Here is a 14881-nt window from a genome sequence, read left to right as displayed (position 1 = left end):
TGGAATTGTGTATTGACAATGATTCAATAATGAATTTACCACTTTTAAAGTCTAAATACAAATATACAATATTAGACTTGCATTTATCAATAAGTCGTGTGAAAGTTTGTTGATAAATCGAACAAAATAACACTGAAATGTTTAATGAGATAACTTAATAAAGAAATGTAAATAGTTGTTTTATTAATCGAGTTTTTCCTATACACTAATATATCCGGGCCGGTTTAAATTTTCTGGTCAAACTCCATTCTATGGCTTTTTGAATATTGAGTTGTTCAAACTCATCTAATTCGGCGCGGGTTGTAATGGTAGTAATAAGCAAACCCTCTTTTTCTTCTTCATCTAAAGGGGTTTGCCCATCCTGATAGTCGAAGTTTACTCCCATAAATATTTTGGCAGTTCTTCTTTAATTTCTTCAGTTTTTTCCATGATTGCTTTCTCTATCCTTTCGGCCGAGTTTTCCTGATTTTCCAGTTTCATGGAGTTGGATGTTCGCAACACAATTTTTTTTGCAAGCTCTTTTGCCCGTTTCTCAATCATGAGTTCTATCGAGCCATCCTTGGGGATTATGCCGTACACCAGTTTCATATCTAAAGCGTTTGCCGCCTCGCGTAATCGGTTTAGCGTAATGGTACCCATGGCTTCCCTCATTTCCAGGTCGTTCGCGCTTTGAGGAGTAATGTTTAGGCGATTTCCCAGTTGTTGTAAAGTCATTTTAAGTGATACACGTACGGCATTCAACCAGCCTTTTGTTGGTACAATAACATTTTCAACCGGGTGAAAAACGGCAAGTTTTTTATCCATTTGCTCAATTACCAATTGCTGTTTCCTGTTTTTCATACACTTATCTCCTTATTCAATAGTCAAATTTAAGGTTATAGTCTTAAATAAACAAATTTATTTAAGACTATAACCTTAAAAATAAAATAAAAAATCAGGCTGTAGTATGATGAAATGTCGGAAGAATTACCGCTTATTGAACGGTTGCTGAAAAAAGTCGTCCACTATTTTATTGAACTCGTCCTTATGCTCTACAAGGGTACCATGGCCGGAGTTTGGTACTATCCATAAATAAGCTTTGGAGATTCCCTGGTAAATTTGCACGGTATGAGGCACGGGAATCAGGTCATGATCGCCGCCGATGATGAGTGAAGGACATTGGATCTTTTTCAGTTCAGCAAGTTTGATGTTAGGCTGAAGCCAATCTAATAGAAAAATTTTCCAGTCGTTTTTGTCTTTGGCAGATCGTAATACAATGTTTTTATTTTTCTCAAATTGCTTTTGTTCTTCTTTCCAATACTGGGGGATGAGGCCTGTCGAGTCGGGCCAAAGGTTTGCACCGGTTGACGCCAGTTTAATTACTTTTTTTGGATGGCGCATAGCCAGTTCTAAGGCATTGATACCTCCATCGCTCCAGCCAATTACATAGGCCGAATCAATGTGCATTACATCAAGCAAACCGGCAAAATCATCGGCCATTTGCTCAAAGCTTAGGGAGTCGGCCATATCTACAGATTTGCCATGCGCACGGCTATCCACCGCTATCACCTTATATTTTTTAGCGAAGTAGGGAATATTATTGGCAAAGGAACCCATACTACCGCCGTTTCCATGAATAAAAAGCAGGGGTTTGCCGCTGCCATAGGTTTCGGTATATAGCTTAATGCCGCGTACATCATAGTATTTACCAGCCGCCGCGTTATTGCCGTATGTTATTGCTTTTTCCTGGCTACAGCCCATTTGAACAAATGCTATAAATAGCGCGGCGGTTACAAAAAGAGTTTTTAACGGCATCATAACTTATAATTAACGGGTTACGTTTAAGCTTTAAATATAAAAATTAAAGAGCAGCATTTTCTCGGATTTTTATATGGGAAACAGAAAATGTGAAAGTAATAAGGCTAACTTGTTAACTAATACTACCTTTGCGAAACTTAATTAAATATAAATTTAAACTATTGCACCAAACAATATGGTAATTATATCCTTTATGGATAAATTGTTTGTTTGCCAATATATACTTGTTTTTCATGCCTGCCATCCGCCTAAAAAATACTTATACAACTGCCCTGGTTTGTTTTATTGTTAATCTGTTTGCTGTAAATAATTTGTTTGCACAACAAGCCGATGGCTCAAAACCGGTTACCAACCATTTTAAATTTAAAACAGTAATTATTGATGCCGGGCATGGTGGTAAAGATCCTGGCGCCCATGGTGCTACTTCAAAGGAAAAAGATATTGCGCTTAGCATCGCAAAAAAACTTAGGGATCTTATCAACAACGAAATGCCGGGTGTTAAAACAGTAATGACCCGTAGTACCGATGTTTTTATTGAGCTGCACAAACGTACCGAAATTGCTAACAGCAACCATGGTAACCTGTTTATATCTATCCATTGTAATTCAACGCCTCAAAAAAGAGCCACCGAACAGGGTACCTTGGTGCTGGTATATGGTTTTCACCGTAGCCAGGAACAGCGTGAGGCCTTGCGTGAAAATGCTTCTATCTTTATTGAAAAGGATTACAAGGAAAAATACAATGGTTATGGCGATGATGCTGTGGTAAATACCATTGTACTAAATGCCTTTCAGCAAAAATACCGCAAGCAAAGTATTCATTTTGGCGATATGATTAATCACGAGCTGAAAAAAACCGATGGTCGCCATACCTACGGTGTAAAGGAGCAGGGTGTATTGGTACTGGCCCAAAGTGGTATGCCCGCTGTACTGGTTGAAACCGGGTTTATTAATAACCCTGCCGATGAAGAGTACCTGAATTCGAAAGATGGTCAGTTTGAAATTGCTACATCGATATTGAAATCATTAAAAGAATATAGGGACAGTTTAGAAGGCAGGTAGATTACGAATGGCGACGACCGGTAGCGCGCCTTCATCCAAATAAAACCTGATTTAACGCCTCGTTAAACCTTATATTATCTCAATAAATATTTATTTAATAATAGTTAAATTGGTGAAATAACGAATAATATATCTCGTTATCCTTGCTCAATAAACTATTATTCACAAATGAAAAAAATCCTGTTTCTAATCCCTGCATTTTTATTGGCTTTTCAAATTTCAAAAGCCCAAACCGAAAAAGGCACGCAAACCCTGGGCGTTAACCTTAATTTTAGTTATCAAAAATCTGATAACTTATCAATAAATCCATCTGATCATTCTACCCAAACCCTGCTGGATAAGCATACCTTATTCGGCGTTGCACCCACGTACAGTTATTTCATTGCCAATAAGCTGGATGCTGGTGCTACTCTTGGGTATGATTATCAGAAGTTTGACAACAGTGATCAAAGTTACCCTCAAAAAAGGCGTCAGCATGATTACAGCGCATCAGTGTTTTTGCGGAAATATTTTATGTACAATGACAAATTCGGTATTCGCACCGGGCCTTATCTCACTTATGCACGATACGATAGTAAAGATACTTACCCTATTAGCGCTTCTATAAATGATAATATTAGTAAAAGTGATAGTTATGTTACAGGTGTAAATTTGGGATTGGTTTATTATCCATCAAAATGCCTTGGCGTCGCTGTTACATTGGCCGATGTTAGCTACAATCATAATAAAACAAATAATGGTGCCAACGGGCACGGCACTTCAGATAACGTTAATTTCAATTTCATTAGTAATAACCTTGGTTTATCGGTGTTTTACGTATTCGGTACCAAATAACTATCAGCATTGTATTATAAACCGGCAAAGTCATTCGCCGGTTTGTAATTTTTGATCATGGTTTGATAAAAAATCATTGAAGATTTTGGCAGTTAGCTTGTACCTTTATAAGGTAGTCAAATCAATCAAGCCAATGACAAACCAAAATACATCCCGCCGGAATTTTATCCGCAATACCTCTTTAGGTTTAAGCGCCCTGGCTTTATCGCCGGTATTTGCAAAATTGGCTATGGCTAAACCAGGCAAAAAACTGGGCATAGCGCTGGTTGGTTTGGGGTATTATAGCAGCGGCCAGCTGGCACCGGCACTCCAACATACCAACAACTGTTACCTGGCTGGCATTGTTACGGGTACACCTTCAAAGGCTGTTGATTGGGCGAAAAAGTATAACATCCCCGAAAAGAATATCTATAACTATCAAAACTTTGATGAGATAGCAAAAAATCCCGATATAGACATAGTATACGTAGTACTGCCGGTATTTATGCACAAGGAGTATACCATACGAGCCGCAAAAGCAGGTAAACATGTTATTTGTGAAAAGCCGATGGCGCTTAACGCCAAAGACTGTGAAGAAATGATAGCAGCCTGCAAAAAAGCCAATCGCTTATTATCTATAGGCTATCGTTTGCATTTTGAACCACATACTATGGAGTTGATGCGCCTTGGCCAAAAACAAGTGTTTGGTAAGGTAACCACTATTGATACCGGTAACGGTTTTACCTACAACGGCGATCCTAATGCATGGCGACTGAAAAAGGCCATGGCCGGCGGCGGAGGCCTGATGGATATGGGTATTTACTCTATACAAGGTTCCCGCTATACATTAGGACAGGAGCCTATTGCGGTAAAAGCCAGCCAGGAGAAAACCCGCCCCGATTTTTTTAAAGAGGTTGATGAAACCGTTTACTGGGAACTTAAGTTTCCGGGCGGACAAAAAGTGAACGGCAAATCGAGCTATAACCACGATTGGGGTTATTTAAAAGTACAGGCCGAAAAAGGCAGCTTCCAGTTAGAGCCAGCTTATGGATATGGCGGTATTGATGGCCTCATTAACGGTAAACCCATGACCTATCCGCAAATAATACAACAAGCAGCCCAAATGGATGATTTTGCTGCCTGTGTTGCGCGCAATGTTCAAAGCCGTGTACCCGGCGAAGAGGGACTGAAAGATATGAGGGTAGTTGATGCTATTTATCGTAGTTTGGACTCAGGGAAATGGGAAACGGTAGGGTAGCTAAAAGGAAAATACATTATATTTGTTTAAATTATTCTGATATGACTACTAAAAATATTGAAGAGCAAATTGCAGCGATAAAAGCTGCTACTTCTGAAGCGAGTGTGTCGAAGGAAACTGCAATGGCTTTTTTAAAAAGTGCAGGCATTATCAACGAAAGCTCCGAAAAGACCCGTGTAATTTCTAAATCATCTTCAACCACCAAGTCCAAGTAATTTTATTAATGTCCGATTATCAGTCTTCCAATTTTATTGGCTTTCATAGCTGCGATGAAATAGTTGGGAAAAATTTATTAACAGGACGCGATGAGCTGCGGCCAAGCGATAATACATGGGATTGGCTTGGGCCTGGAAGTTATTTTTGGGAGAGTGATCCGGCAAGGGCGTTGAAGTACGCAGTCGAAAATGCAAGCGGAACTCAAAAAAACAAGGAAGCGATAAAAACGCCATTCGTAATTGGCGCTATTATTGAACTTGGTAATTGTCTTAATCTTGTTGAAGCGGAGTCTTTAGAAATATTAAATGAAGCTTATAGTGGATTGAAGGAACTTTATGATGCATCGGGTCTACCAATGCCAACTAATAAAGAATACAATAGAGCGCTTGATTGTGCAATATTCAGGTATATTCACGAGTCAAATAAAAAAAGTAAACGACCTCCTTACGATACTATAAGATGTGCCTTTCCCGAAGGTAAAGAAGCTTTTCCCGGATCTAAAATAACATCTCGTTTACACATCCAGATATGTGTTTGTAATCCTGATTGCATAAAGGGTTATTTTCTGCCCAAACCTTTGGAAAAATATAACCCTTATCTATTTCCAAACGCGCCTTTAATGGGATTTTAAACTTAAAAGTAGTTTATTGCCCACTAAACAAGTCGAGATTTGTCATCGGATTTTAATAAATAAGATGTTTAAACATTTAATTTTAGGAAGTATCAATTCTTTGCCTACTTTTGGGCATAGAAAAAAACAATCTCAAAAAATTAAACAAAATGAAAAAGATTTTAATCCTGTTGGCTTCAGCATTTTTATATACTGCAGCATCGGCACAAACTACCTGGAATGCTGATAAAAACCACTCAAACGTTAAATTTACTGTTACCCACTTGTTGATTAATGACGTTGATGGTACTTTTAAAAGTGTTGATGCGACTATCGTTGCCGCTAAACCAGATTTTAGCGATGCTAAAGTTTCTTTTACCGTACAAACTGCTTCTGTAAGTACAGATAACGACTACCGCGACAAACACCTTTCAAGCGAAGATTTTTTCAACGTAGCAAAATATCCAACCCTTACTTTTACCAGCACTGGTATCAAAAAAACTTCTGATAAACATTATGCTGTTACCGGTAACCTTACTTTAGCTGGTGTTACTAAACCCGTTACTTTTGATTTATGGTACCGTGGTACTATTGTTAACCAAATGACTAAAGCTGATGATGCTGGTTTCCAATTAACAGGTACTATCAAACGTTCTGATTTTAACTTCGGTACTAAATTTGGTTCTGGCACTTTAAGCGACGAAGTAACTATCAAAGCTAATGGCGAATTTGCTAAAGCAAAATAATTTTCAATAAAGTATATTAATAAACAAAGCGGCGCTCCCATAAAAAAGGGGCGCCGCTTTGTTTTTAATTGTTAATTTTTATGGCGCTGGTATTGTACTTTAAGTACCTGCTTTTGCAAATAATAAATAACTACAGTGCAAATGCCTATAACCGCAACCAGGGCGGCACCCGCAATAACATATATTAACGGCACTTCGTAATTAGGGTTTATTAGAGCTTCTGTAATGTTTGGGATAATGAGCGCAATGAGGGGCAGACAGAGAAATAGTCTTAAAAGTCCAAGTTTTTCCATACACGTAAAATTTAGTTATCGTGTAAGCCGCTACTGTTGAACAAACGATAGACGGTTTGGCTGTGAATCAAATAATTGCAGTGATGGCTTACTAATTCAAAGGTGTTTGATTTACCTTGAATAAAAAATACCATGTAGTTGATATATTGCTATACGTGTTTTAAGCCAGTTTTACAGGTAAATTAATAAACTGGTTTAATCGGCCAGCATTTGTTTCAAAGTATCAAACCAAAGCTGGTTTTTTGTGCCGAAGAAGCGGTGGTCAATTATCAGATAAACCACGTTGGTATCGTCACCTTCTTTATAACGTAATCTTAGCGGTTGCCAAAACATCCCGTTGTTGCGTACCAGTGATCTTTTGTATATTTCATCAAAACCTAAATACACCTGTTCTAACTTGTTAAGCGGGATGTTAAGGTAGTTATAGCCATCAATAACCAGGCTATTGTTAGTCAATATAATTTCACCCTCACGGTGGTGCGGGGGAGGCGTAAGCGAAAACAGGGCACCGGCTTCGTCTGCCAAAGTAAGAGCGGCAATTTCATAATCGAAGCTCCAGAAAACCTTACCAATTTGTAAAATTTGCATTGTTGTAATGTAAGATTAATAATTGACAACTGCAATAGCTATCATTCCATTAACGCAGGCATTGTATAATCCTTATATTTGATGTGCGAAAATGTGTTTCGTATTACAAATTATGGCTACAGAAGTTAAATGTCCGAGTTGTGGTTTTGGTTTTCCGATAGAGGAAGTGATGGCCGAGGAGTATAAAAAAGAACTCCGGGTTAAAATGCAGGACTACACCCGCCAAAAAGAAGATGAATACCGGAAAAAAGACGAGGAGTATTTAACCAAAGAAAAGCAGCAAAAAACTGCTTTTGAACAACGCCTTAACGACGAAAAAAAGCAACTACAGCTCAGCCTTGAAGAAAACCTGCGCCGCACCATCGCCCAGGATTTTGAAAACCAGGTGCTGATGCTCAAAAATTCGGCGACTGAAACCGAAGAGAAGCTAAAACTATCGCGCCTGAAGGAATTAGAATATTTACAGCGTGAGAAACAGCTGCAACAAAAGGAAGAGGAAATGGAGCTGGCTTTGCAACGCAAATTGCAGGAGCAGCGGAATGAGTTGGGTGAACAGATTCGTAAACAGGAGGCCGAACGCCACAGCATAAAAGATACCGAGTATCAGCTTAAAGTAAAGGAACTTGAAAAGCAGCTTGACGACCAGAAAAAGCTGGCCGAAGAAATGAAACGCAAAGCCGAGCAAGGCAGCATGCAGTTGCAAGGCGAAGCGCAGGAATTGATATTGGAAGAACTTTTGCGTAACTATTTCCCGTTTGATTTAATAAGCGAGGTGGGTAAAGGCGTGCGTGGTGCCGATTGTATTCAAACCGTGCGTAACCAGTTTGGGCAGGAGTGTGGGCGTATTATTTACGAAAGTAAACGTACCGCCGCCTTTGGTGCCGATTGGATTGATAAGCTTAAAAAAGATATGCGCAGTGTTGGTGTTGATGTTGCGGTTATAGTAACCCAATGCTACCCCAAAGGCATGGATTGTTTTGGCGAAAAAGATGGCGTATGGATTTGCAGTTTTGATGAGGTAAAAGCGGTATCCTATATCTTACGCGATGGCGTCATCAAACTTTCAAACCTGGTAAAAGCCCAGGATAATAAGGGGGATAAAATGCATCTGCTATATGATTACCTAACCAGCAGCGAATTTTCTGAACAATGGAAAGCTATCAGGGAAGGGTATATGAGCATGCGTCTGTCCATTCAAAAAGAGCGCGACGCGATGGAGAAAATGTGGAAATCGCGCGAGAAACAACTGGATAAGGTATTGTTAAACGCGGCCCATATTAAAGGCAGTATTGAAGGTATTGCCGGTGCCGATAGCATTCAGCTTAGTCTTACCGATGATGAGGATGCATTGCTGTTGGAATAAATCGCTGGTTTTTGTCTGAATCAGAATTTTCAGAATTTGAGAATTAACAGAATCTAAAAATTCGTTTAATTCCGGTTCAAACAAAATTGCTAAACCTTCCCCTTCAAATTGCTTAACTGATGCATCAGGTTTATTTGTTCTTTTTCTGATTTTTTGATGATGTCATATATAATGGCATCCAGTTCGTTTACCGATAGATCTATAAATTTCAATACCTCTGCATTTTCATCGGGTAGGCTGGCTTCCTCTTTAAGCAAATTAAGTAATCCCTTTAGGCGGGCAACGGGCGTACGCACAATATGAGCCTGGGTCCAGGCTATTTCTTTAAGTTTGATGTTTTGTTTTTCGATAGCCTCAACATAGTTTTTGGTTTGGGTAACGTCGCGCTCAATCGAAATCCAATGCGTTATTTTACCGGTAGTATCCTTTACCGGCGATATGGATTTGCTACTCCAAAAACGGTCGCCATTTTTCTTATGATTAATTACTTCCACTTCAAAAGCGTCATTTTGCTCAAAGGTGACTAACAGATCGTCGCCTTTTAACTCATTACCGGTATTGCCCCATACAACATCGGTAAAAACGCCCACAGTTTCTTGCTGGCTATAGCCGGTAATATGTGTAAATGCCTCGTTCACATATAATATTTTCCGTTGTTGCTGCTCGTTCTTTTCGGCCTCCACAATCAAAACCGCGTCCGTAGCATATTTCAGTGCCGACTCGGTAAGGCGCAGCCATTGTTCTTCCTGTTTTCGGCGGGTAATATCCTGCATAGCGCCCACCATGCGTATCGGGTCGCCATCGGTATTGCGTATAATAAACGCCCTGTCAAAAATATATTTGTATTGGCCATCGGCACACAAAAAGCGGTATTCTAACTGTAAATTATTGTCATCGCTTTCAAAAGCCTCAACCAAAGCGCCGGCAACATTTGCCACATCGGTAGGGTGCAGCTTACTGTTCCACCAATGTTTTACGTTGGCTACTTCATTAAGCTTATAGCCAAATACCTTGTTCATGCCATAGTTATATTGTATAGTGTCGTTAACAATATCCCAATCCCAAATGGTATCGCTGGTGGCTTTGGCAACAGCTTCGTATCGGTTATTGCTATGTTGCAGGCCATTGAAAAGGGCAGGTAGCAGTATGGAAATAGTGGCGCTCAGAATAATAAGGTTGATAGATACCGCTATCCACGAGCCCAAAGTATATTGCAAGCCTATGCCCGTTGCCAGCAGTTTAAAGTGAATACAAACACCTATTGAAAAGCAGATGAGTACGTTAATGTAAAGGGTAGCAAAGGGGTGTTTACCATGAAAAATAAGCAGACTAAAAAAGGTAATTGCCAGCAGGTAAAGTAAGCCTGGTCCGTACCAACCCAGGTAATAAAGCAAAAATGTGCCCAGCATATAAAGGAGCGCAATTAACAAAGATTTACGCGCGGGGATACTGATACCAGGCAGCAAAGCAACCAAGGTAATGGCAATCACAATAAGAAAATCAAAAATAGCAAGAGGGTATAAGCCGGTTGTAATACTCATGTATTCACCGGGAATAAGCGCTATAACAAAAAAAGGGAAAAGGTAAGTCATGATGGCAGCAAATAGCCTGTTGCTCCAATAAAGCAAGCCATGAAGCTGTTCGGTGTTACCTAAGCAATTGCGGTTTATGAGGGCTTTATAATTTTGCCAAAGTTTATGCATTGTTCAGGATTAAATGCTGAATTTTTAATGACATAGATGGATATAGCAGGTTACAAAATATTGAATGGATATTGTTTAAACTTTTATATCCATCAGGGTATCTAAGTCCTTTTACTGTTTTCTACCATTAATAGTTGTGTGTACCGCCTGGTGATCACAACAAAAATGTTTCGTTTTTTAATTATCAATCGGGGGAATTGTATAATGAATAGGTTTGTTGGTAAGATGGTCAAAACCGACCGTCTAATTTGAAAGAACAAGGAAATAAATAACTACTTATTTTTTGAAAGCGCAACTACAGCTATGCCGCCAATTATTAACACGCCGCCTAAGTAAGGTGGCCAGTTTATCGTTTTTTGCCTGTCGGCCGATAGGTGGATAGGGCCGGCGTCGATAATTTTTTCTTTTTTGGTGTAGGTAAAACCCGTCCAGATAACCATGATGGCGCCAACTACAATTAATAAAATACCAATGGTTTTGTTCATACCTGCTTCTTTAATTCAACTATTGTTACAATAAAAAACGTTGATAATTGTTTGCTTTTCCACAAATTATACCCCGGCCTTTTTTGGATAACAAAGTTTTTATAGCTTAGATACCTAATTAAGGAGCGGGCAAATAGGCCTGTACTAAAGCCTGATTAGCCATAAAGCCACCTGGAATGAAAGATGACCTGATACTGGAAACCATATCCGTTACCAAAAACTTTTTTGGCGATAAATCAACAGGTGTAAACAACATTACCATTTTTGTACCCAAGGCAAAGGTTACCGCTATAGTTGGCGAAAGTGGCAGCGGTAAAACAACGCTACTCAATTTGCTGTACGGTACTATTCAGCCAGATCATGGTGAAGTGTTTTTTAAGGAAGAGCAGGTTTTAAGCCGCGAACACGGGATACAGCACGCGCACAAGGTAATGCGCATGGTTACCCAAAACGGCGTGGATATGAACCCCGAATCGACGGTTTGGGATACCATACGTGATGGCTTGCCCGAAGAGGACCTGAGTCATGAGATAAAGCGTGTTACCGAAGCTTTAAATATGCTTAACATATACCCGCTAAAAGATTATCCTTTTGGTAAACTAAGCGGCGGCGAAAAGCAAAGGGTTACTATAGCAAAAGCGCTCATTAGCAGGCCACAGGTATTATTGTTAGATGAGCCTTTTAACCAGGTGGATGCCTTTTACCGCGAAGCTTTGCAGCACGATATAAGGCAAATAGTTCGCGAATGGAAAACCACGGTGGTGTTGGTTTCTCATGATCCGGCCGAAATTTTATCCATGGCCGACGAGCTGATTGTGATTAAAGAGGGCGAGATAGTGGAGAACGGTCCGCCAGATTTGTTGTACCATTCGCCCAACCTGTTATATACATCGCAAATCCTGGCCAGCGGCAGCAAAATAACATCGTACCAGGCTAAACTTTGTGGCATTAAAAGCAAGCGCGGCATTGTAGTTATTTATGCCGAAAACATTCGGATAGTACCTTTCGGCAAAAAATGGTACGTGAAAATGGTCCTCTTTAAAGGCTTTTATGAAGAACTCATTATAGAGCATGAAGGCGTTACCCTGCGCGTGATGAACTATAACCGCGGTAAATATAAAACCGGTAGTAAAGTAAGCATCAAAATAACCAAATACTTTGAGTTTGGTAAATGGGAGAATTGAAATAGAATCAAGAATTAAGAGTCGAGAATCAAGAGAGCTGCATTTGGGGGGAATCAAGAATTAAGACAGGAAAAAAACAAAAAAAGTCATCCTGAACTTGTTTCAGGACCCCATAGGACAGGTATTCTGCATGATGTGCACTTAGCGAGTGGGGTGCTGAAACAAGCAGCATGATATTAGGTATCACTTCGCTTTGTCGAATGTGAATCTGCTAAAATGCTTTTTGTCTTAACTCTTGATTCTTGACTCTTGATTCTATCTCACACTGCAAGTTCCTCCTTTACCTGCTTTTCTTTCCTGTACTTACTTAGGTTAATAAGCAATACACTTCCTAAAATGATAACCAGGCCGCCTACCTGCAGTAGCGTTACGCCTTCATGGGCAAACAGTACGCCCAATATTACTGCTATAACCGGGTTAACATAGGCGTAAGTGCCTACCTGGGTGGCAGGTCTAACTTGTAATAACCAAACATAGGCGCTAAAAGCAGCTATCGAACCAAAAACTATAAGGTATAATAATGCATACCAACTATGTGCCGGGATGGTGTGCCAGTTAAAGCTTTGCACCTCATGGTGAAAAAAGCTTGATGGTATAAATACAACACCGGCAAACATCATTTGCCAAGCGGTATTTACCGATACCGAACCTTTGGTATTGTAATGTTTTGAATATAATGAGCCCGATGCCCAACCTAAAGTGCCCACCACCAGCAATAACATCGCCGGCAGTTTTGATGGTCCTGCGGATGGGCCAACCATGCCTTCAATTTGCTCGCTGAATAACAGGATTACACCAATAAAACCTATTACCAGGCCTATCAGCGTACTTTTGCTTTTAAAGTTTGTGCTCCAATTTGGCTTATCCAATAATACAAACCAAATAGGCGGGGATGATACCATAATGGCCACCATGGCGCTGGGTAAAGTTTGCTCCACCCAAATTACAGCGCCATTGCCTATCACCAGCAATAAAAAGCCGCTTGCCGCCGCATGGATGATGTTACGCTTCACAAAAATCTTTTCGCCTTTAATGGCACACCATATTAACAGTAACGCGCCCGCTGTAAAAAAGCGCAGGGCACCTAACAGCAATGGCGGAAAACCATCAACTGCCATTTTTATAAAAAAATAGGTAGAACCCCAAACCAGGTATACCGTAGCAAAAGCTATGATAACCAATACGGGCGATGCGGATTTTTGTGTAGTAGAGGCCATGGTGTATTTATTTTTCGGGTATAACCAATTGTTGTTGTTCTTTAACCGTTTCGAGCACAATGGTAGTGCGCGTGTTCAATATGTGCGGTATTTTGCTAAAGTGATTGCGCATCAGGTGCATCAGGGTAGATGAATCATAGGTGCGTACTTTAATCAAATAGCAATCATCGCCCGCAATGTGGTGCACTTCCTGCACTTCGGGAATTTTGGCAAGTTCAAGCGTTGTTTGATCAGATCCGGGGCCATCTGATGCTTTCATGAAAATAAAGGCCAGCATTTTTTGCTGCAATGCGTTGGGGTTTATGCGGGTGGTATATTGCTGAATTACGTTTTTTTGTTCCAGCTTTTTTACCCGCTCCAATATGCCCGATGGGGCCATGCCCAGTTCCCTGGCCAAATCGGCATTGGAGATGCGGGCATTATCCTGCATCAGGCGTAAAATATGGAGGTCGGTTTTATCTAAAACTATTTCCGTTTCGTTAATCATACGGTAATATTACTTAATTTGTGAATTAAATTCAAAATAATTTTAATTAAATGAATTTAATTCGACAAAAGTGCAATATTGGTGTTTGGACGGATAATGGAGACGGATGGGCAAGAATCAAGATACCTTGAGTTTTAAGGTAAAATTGATGGCGAAGGTAAAGCACCAGAAAAACTTGCGAAGTTTTTAAAACTTCGCAAGTTTGGCATTCCCGTCTTAATTCTTGATTCTCGGCTCTTGATTCTCTCACGCCCCTAAAACGCAAAACACCCGTCAGTGTATGACAGGCGTTTGCGACAAGGGTTAGGTAGGATAAAAACTAAGGTTTAGGTTTACTTTTAAGTATTTTGTTATAACCAGGTTTAACGCCCGGTTGTGTTTTGTTTTATTTAATACGGCTTTAGATATTTAAAACCGCTTTTGATAATCGCTTTCAGTATTTTAAATTTATTGACTTATCATCAATTATATGACCAAAGCCATATGCTATTGACTCAGTCAAAAAGTAAATCTCTGGTAGTTGTGTCCCGGTTTGTGTATAGTGGTCTATTCACATTAACCTAACGATATCCTGGTAAGGACTATCATGTTCATTTGCTGAACAACGGTTATTTATAAGGACATTGTTAGTTAACTATCAGGATTAACGGTAGTAAATGTCGGGAATTTGCTATGGCACGTCAATCCGTGAAAACACCGTATTTTACCCCGTTAAAATACGGTGCAAAAAGTGATATTGGCCCTGTGATGGATGGAATAAATTGCTATGTGACTAAAATGAATATTATATTCTAATGATCTTATTCTTCTTTGGTTCAGGCTGTTTGCCGCTATCCGGTTTAGGGATGCTCTTTACAATGGTTATCAAGGTGCCTGCTATAAGGCCGGTTGCCGCTAATCCAAATTTAACAAAAGGTTTCATTACTTCCCATGCATTATGTGCAGGTTGTACTTTATCTTGTTGTTTTCCTATCTCTTTTACGTTGCCGGTTGCCATGTTGTTTCGGGTTAATGTATGTTGCTGTAATACCTATAAAAACCTTGCCACAAATCATCATTA

General features: G+C 39.8%; 18 protein-coding genes. 8 read left to right on the top strand and 10 right to left on the bottom strand.

Going from position 1 to position 14881, the window contains the following annotated elements; translation table 11 throughout:
- Nucleotides 1-205: 205 nt before the first annotated feature.
- The 3 genes from QWZ17_RS17820 to QWZ17_RS17810 form a co-directional block, all read right to left on the bottom strand.
- On the bottom strand, nt 206-385 hold the full coding sequence (locus QWZ17_RS17820; RefSeq protein WP_290306645.1) for a hypothetical protein: 180 nt from the start codon (nt 383-385) through the stop codon (nt 206-208).
- On the bottom strand, nt 376-840 hold the full coding sequence (locus QWZ17_RS17815) for a mobile mystery protein A (RefSeq protein ID WP_290306644.1): 465 nt from the start codon (nt 838-840) through the stop codon (nt 376-378). The genes QWZ17_RS17820 and QWZ17_RS17815 overlap by 10 nt, the downstream gene beginning before the upstream one ends.
- 126 nt (nt 841-966) lie before the next feature.
- Nucleotides 967-1797, bottom strand: a complete 831-nt coding sequence (locus QWZ17_RS17810) for an alpha/beta fold hydrolase (protein WP_290306643.1) — start codon at nt 1795-1797, stop codon at nt 967-969.
- A gap of 233 nt (nt 1798-2030) precedes the next feature.
- Between QWZ17_RS17810 and QWZ17_RS17805 the strand changes: the two genes are divergently transcribed.
- The 6 genes from QWZ17_RS17805 to QWZ17_RS17780 all read left to right on the top strand — a co-directional run bounded on the left by QWZ17_RS17805 (nt 2031) and on the right by QWZ17_RS17780 (nt 6501).
- A complete protein-coding gene (locus tag QWZ17_RS17805; protein ID WP_290306642.1) occupies nt 2031-2858 on the top strand; it encodes an N-acetylmuramoyl-L-alanine amidase family protein in 828 nt (275 codons plus the stop codon).
- A gap of 168 nt (nt 2859-3026) precedes the next feature.
- Nucleotides 3027-3692 (top strand): hypothetical protein, encoded by a 666-nt coding sequence (locus QWZ17_RS17800; protein ID WP_290306641.1) that lies wholly within the window; start codon nt 3027-3029, stop codon nt 3690-3692.
- A gap of 133 nt (nt 3693-3825) precedes the next feature.
- The gene (locus QWZ17_RS17795) at nt 3826-4929 is read left to right on the top strand and encodes a Gfo/Idh/MocA family protein (protein WP_290306640.1); all 1104 of its coding nucleotides are present in this window, start codon (nt 3826-3828) and stop codon (nt 4927-4929) included.
- A 41-nt stretch (nt 4930-4970) separates the two neighbouring features.
- Nucleotides 4971-5144 (top strand): hypothetical protein, encoded by a 174-nt coding sequence (locus QWZ17_RS17790; RefSeq protein ID WP_290306639.1) that lies wholly within the window; start codon nt 4971-4973, stop codon nt 5142-5144.
- Nucleotides 5145-5152: 8 nt separating this feature from the next.
- Nucleotides 5153-5776 carry a hypothetical protein gene (locus tag QWZ17_RS17785; protein WP_290306638.1) on the top strand — a complete coding sequence of 208 codons (624 nt, stop codon included), beginning with the start codon at nt 5153-5155 and terminating at the stop codon, nt 5774-5776.
- 149 nt (nt 5777-5925) lie between these two features.
- A complete protein-coding gene (locus QWZ17_RS17780; RefSeq protein ID WP_290306637.1) occupies nt 5926-6501 on the top strand; it encodes a YceI family protein in 576 nt (191 codons plus the stop codon).
- A 71-nt stretch (nt 6502-6572) separates the two neighbouring features.
- Here QWZ17_RS17780 and QWZ17_RS17775 read toward each other — a convergent pair whose 3' ends face one another.
- Together QWZ17_RS17775 and QWZ17_RS17770 are read right to left on the bottom strand one after the other, a co-directional pair.
- Nucleotides 6573-6794, bottom strand: coding sequence for a hypothetical protein (locus tag QWZ17_RS17775; RefSeq protein WP_290306636.1), 222 nt, complete (start codon nt 6792-6794; stop codon nt 6573-6575).
- 195 nt (nt 6795-6989) lie between these two features.
- Nucleotides 6990-7382 (bottom strand): hypothetical protein, encoded by a 393-nt coding sequence (locus QWZ17_RS17770; RefSeq protein ID WP_290306635.1) that lies wholly within the window; start codon nt 7380-7382, stop codon nt 6990-6992.
- A gap of 112 nt (nt 7383-7494) precedes the next feature.
- Between QWZ17_RS17770 and QWZ17_RS17765 the strand changes: the two genes are divergently transcribed.
- A complete protein-coding gene (locus QWZ17_RS17765) occupies nt 7495-8745 on the top strand; it encodes a DUF2130 domain-containing protein (RefSeq protein ID WP_290306634.1) in 1251 nt (416 codons plus the stop codon).
- 89 nt (nt 8746-8834) lie between these two features.
- On the opposite strand, the gene QWZ17_RS17760 is transcribed toward QWZ17_RS17765, so the two are convergent.
- The gene (locus tag QWZ17_RS17760; protein WP_290306633.1) at nt 8835-10448 is read right to left on the bottom strand and encodes a PAS domain-containing protein; all 1614 of its coding nucleotides are present in this window, start codon (nt 10446-10448) and stop codon (nt 8835-8837) included.
- Nucleotides 10449-10720: 272 nt separating this feature from the next.
- On the bottom strand, nt 10721-10933 hold the full coding sequence (locus QWZ17_RS17755) for a hypothetical protein (RefSeq protein WP_290306632.1): 213 nt from the start codon (nt 10931-10933) through the stop codon (nt 10721-10723).
- Between the two features lie 176 nt (nt 10934-11109).
- Here QWZ17_RS17755 and QWZ17_RS17750 point away from each other — a divergent pair, with 176 nt between their 5' ends.
- Nucleotides 11110-12117, top strand: coding sequence for an ABC transporter ATP-binding protein (locus tag QWZ17_RS17750; RefSeq protein ID WP_290306631.1), 1008 nt, complete (start codon nt 11110-11112; stop codon nt 12115-12117).
- Nucleotides 12118-12377: 260 nt separating this feature from the next.
- On the opposite strand, the gene QWZ17_RS17745 is transcribed toward QWZ17_RS17750, so the two are convergent.
- The 3 genes from QWZ17_RS17745 to QWZ17_RS17735 form a co-directional block, all read right to left on the bottom strand.
- Nucleotides 12378-13334, bottom strand: coding sequence for an EamA family transporter (locus QWZ17_RS17745; RefSeq protein ID WP_290306630.1), 957 nt, complete (start codon nt 13332-13334; stop codon nt 12378-12380).
- A 7-nt stretch (nt 13335-13341) separates the two neighbouring features.
- Nucleotides 13342-13821, bottom strand: coding sequence for an Lrp/AsnC family transcriptional regulator (locus tag QWZ17_RS17740; protein ID WP_290306629.1), 480 nt, complete (start codon nt 13819-13821; stop codon nt 13342-13344).
- A 784-nt stretch (nt 13822-14605) separates the two neighbouring features.
- Complete coding sequence (locus QWZ17_RS17735; protein WP_290306628.1) at nt 14606-14818, bottom strand: hypothetical protein; 213 nt, start codon at nt 14816-14818, stop codon at nt 14606-14608.
- Between the last annotated feature and the right edge of the window lie 63 nt (nt 14819-14881).

Source organism: Mucilaginibacter flavus (assembly GCF_030409315.1).
GTDB classification, from domain to species: domain Bacteria; phylum Bacteroidota; class Bacteroidia; order Sphingobacteriales; family Sphingobacteriaceae; genus Mucilaginibacter; species Mucilaginibacter flavus.
The sequence above is the reverse complement of the archived record's forward strand: the minus strand, read 5'-3'. Positions and strand labels throughout refer to the sequence as shown.

Coding starts and splice junctions, on each gene's coding strand:
- QWZ17_RS17810 (WP_290306643.1), bottom strand. CDS start 1,797: ATGATGCCGTTAAAAACTCTTTTTGTAACCGCCGCGCTATTTATAGCA.
- QWZ17_RS17790 (WP_290306639.1), top strand. CDS start 4,971: ATGACTACTAAAAATATTGAAGAGCAAATTGCAGCGATAAAAGCTGCT.
- QWZ17_RS17805 (WP_290306642.1), top strand. CDS start 2,031: ATGCCTGCCATCCGCCTAAAAAATACTTATACAACTGCCCTGGTTTGT.
- QWZ17_RS17750 (WP_290306631.1), top strand. CDS start 11,110: ATGAAAGATGACCTGATACTGGAAACCATATCCGTTACCAAAAACTTT.
- QWZ17_RS17755 (WP_290306632.1), bottom strand. CDS start 10,933: ATGAACAAAACCATTGGTATTTTATTAATTGTAGTTGGCGCCATCATG.
- QWZ17_RS17775 (WP_290306636.1), bottom strand. CDS start 6,794: ATGGAAAAACTTGGACTTTTAAGACTATTTCTCTGTCTGCCCCTCATT.
- QWZ17_RS17800 (WP_290306641.1), top strand. CDS start 3,027: ATGAAAAAAATCCTGTTTCTAATCCCTGCATTTTTATTGGCTTTTCAA.
- QWZ17_RS17765 (WP_290306634.1), top strand. CDS start 7,495: ATGGCTACAGAAGTTAAATGTCCGAGTTGTGGTTTTGGTTTTCCGATA.
- QWZ17_RS17770 (WP_290306635.1), bottom strand. CDS start 7,382: ATGCAAATTTTACAAATTGGTAAGGTTTTCTGGAGCTTCGATTATGAA.
- QWZ17_RS17760 (WP_290306633.1), bottom strand. CDS start 10,448: ATGCATAAACTTTGGCAAAATTATAAAGCCCTCATAAACCGCAATTGC.
- QWZ17_RS17795 (WP_290306640.1), top strand. CDS start 3,826: ATGACAAACCAAAATACATCCCGCCGGAATTTTATCCGCAATACCTCT.
- QWZ17_RS17735 (WP_290306628.1), bottom strand. CDS start 14,818: ATGGCAACCGGCAACGTAAAAGAGATAGGAAAACAACAAGATAAAGTA.
- QWZ17_RS17740 (WP_290306629.1), bottom strand. CDS start 13,821: ATGATTAACGAAACGGAAATAGTTTTAGATAAAACCGACCTCCATATT.
- QWZ17_RS17785 (WP_290306638.1), top strand. CDS start 5,153: ATGTCCGATTATCAGTCTTCCAATTTTATTGGCTTTCATAGCTGCGAT.
- QWZ17_RS17780 (WP_290306637.1), top strand. CDS start 5,926: ATGAAAAAGATTTTAATCCTGTTGGCTTCAGCATTTTTATATACTGCA.
- QWZ17_RS17815 (WP_290306644.1), bottom strand. CDS start 840: ATGAAAAACAGGAAACAGCAATTGGTAATTGAGCAAATGGATAAAAAA.
- QWZ17_RS17745 (WP_290306630.1), bottom strand. CDS start 13,334: ATGGCCTCTACTACACAAAAATCCGCATCGCCCGTATTGGTTATCATA.
- QWZ17_RS17820 (WP_290306645.1), bottom strand. CDS start 385: ATGGGAGTAAACTTCGACTATCAGGATGGGCAAACCCCTTTAGATGAA.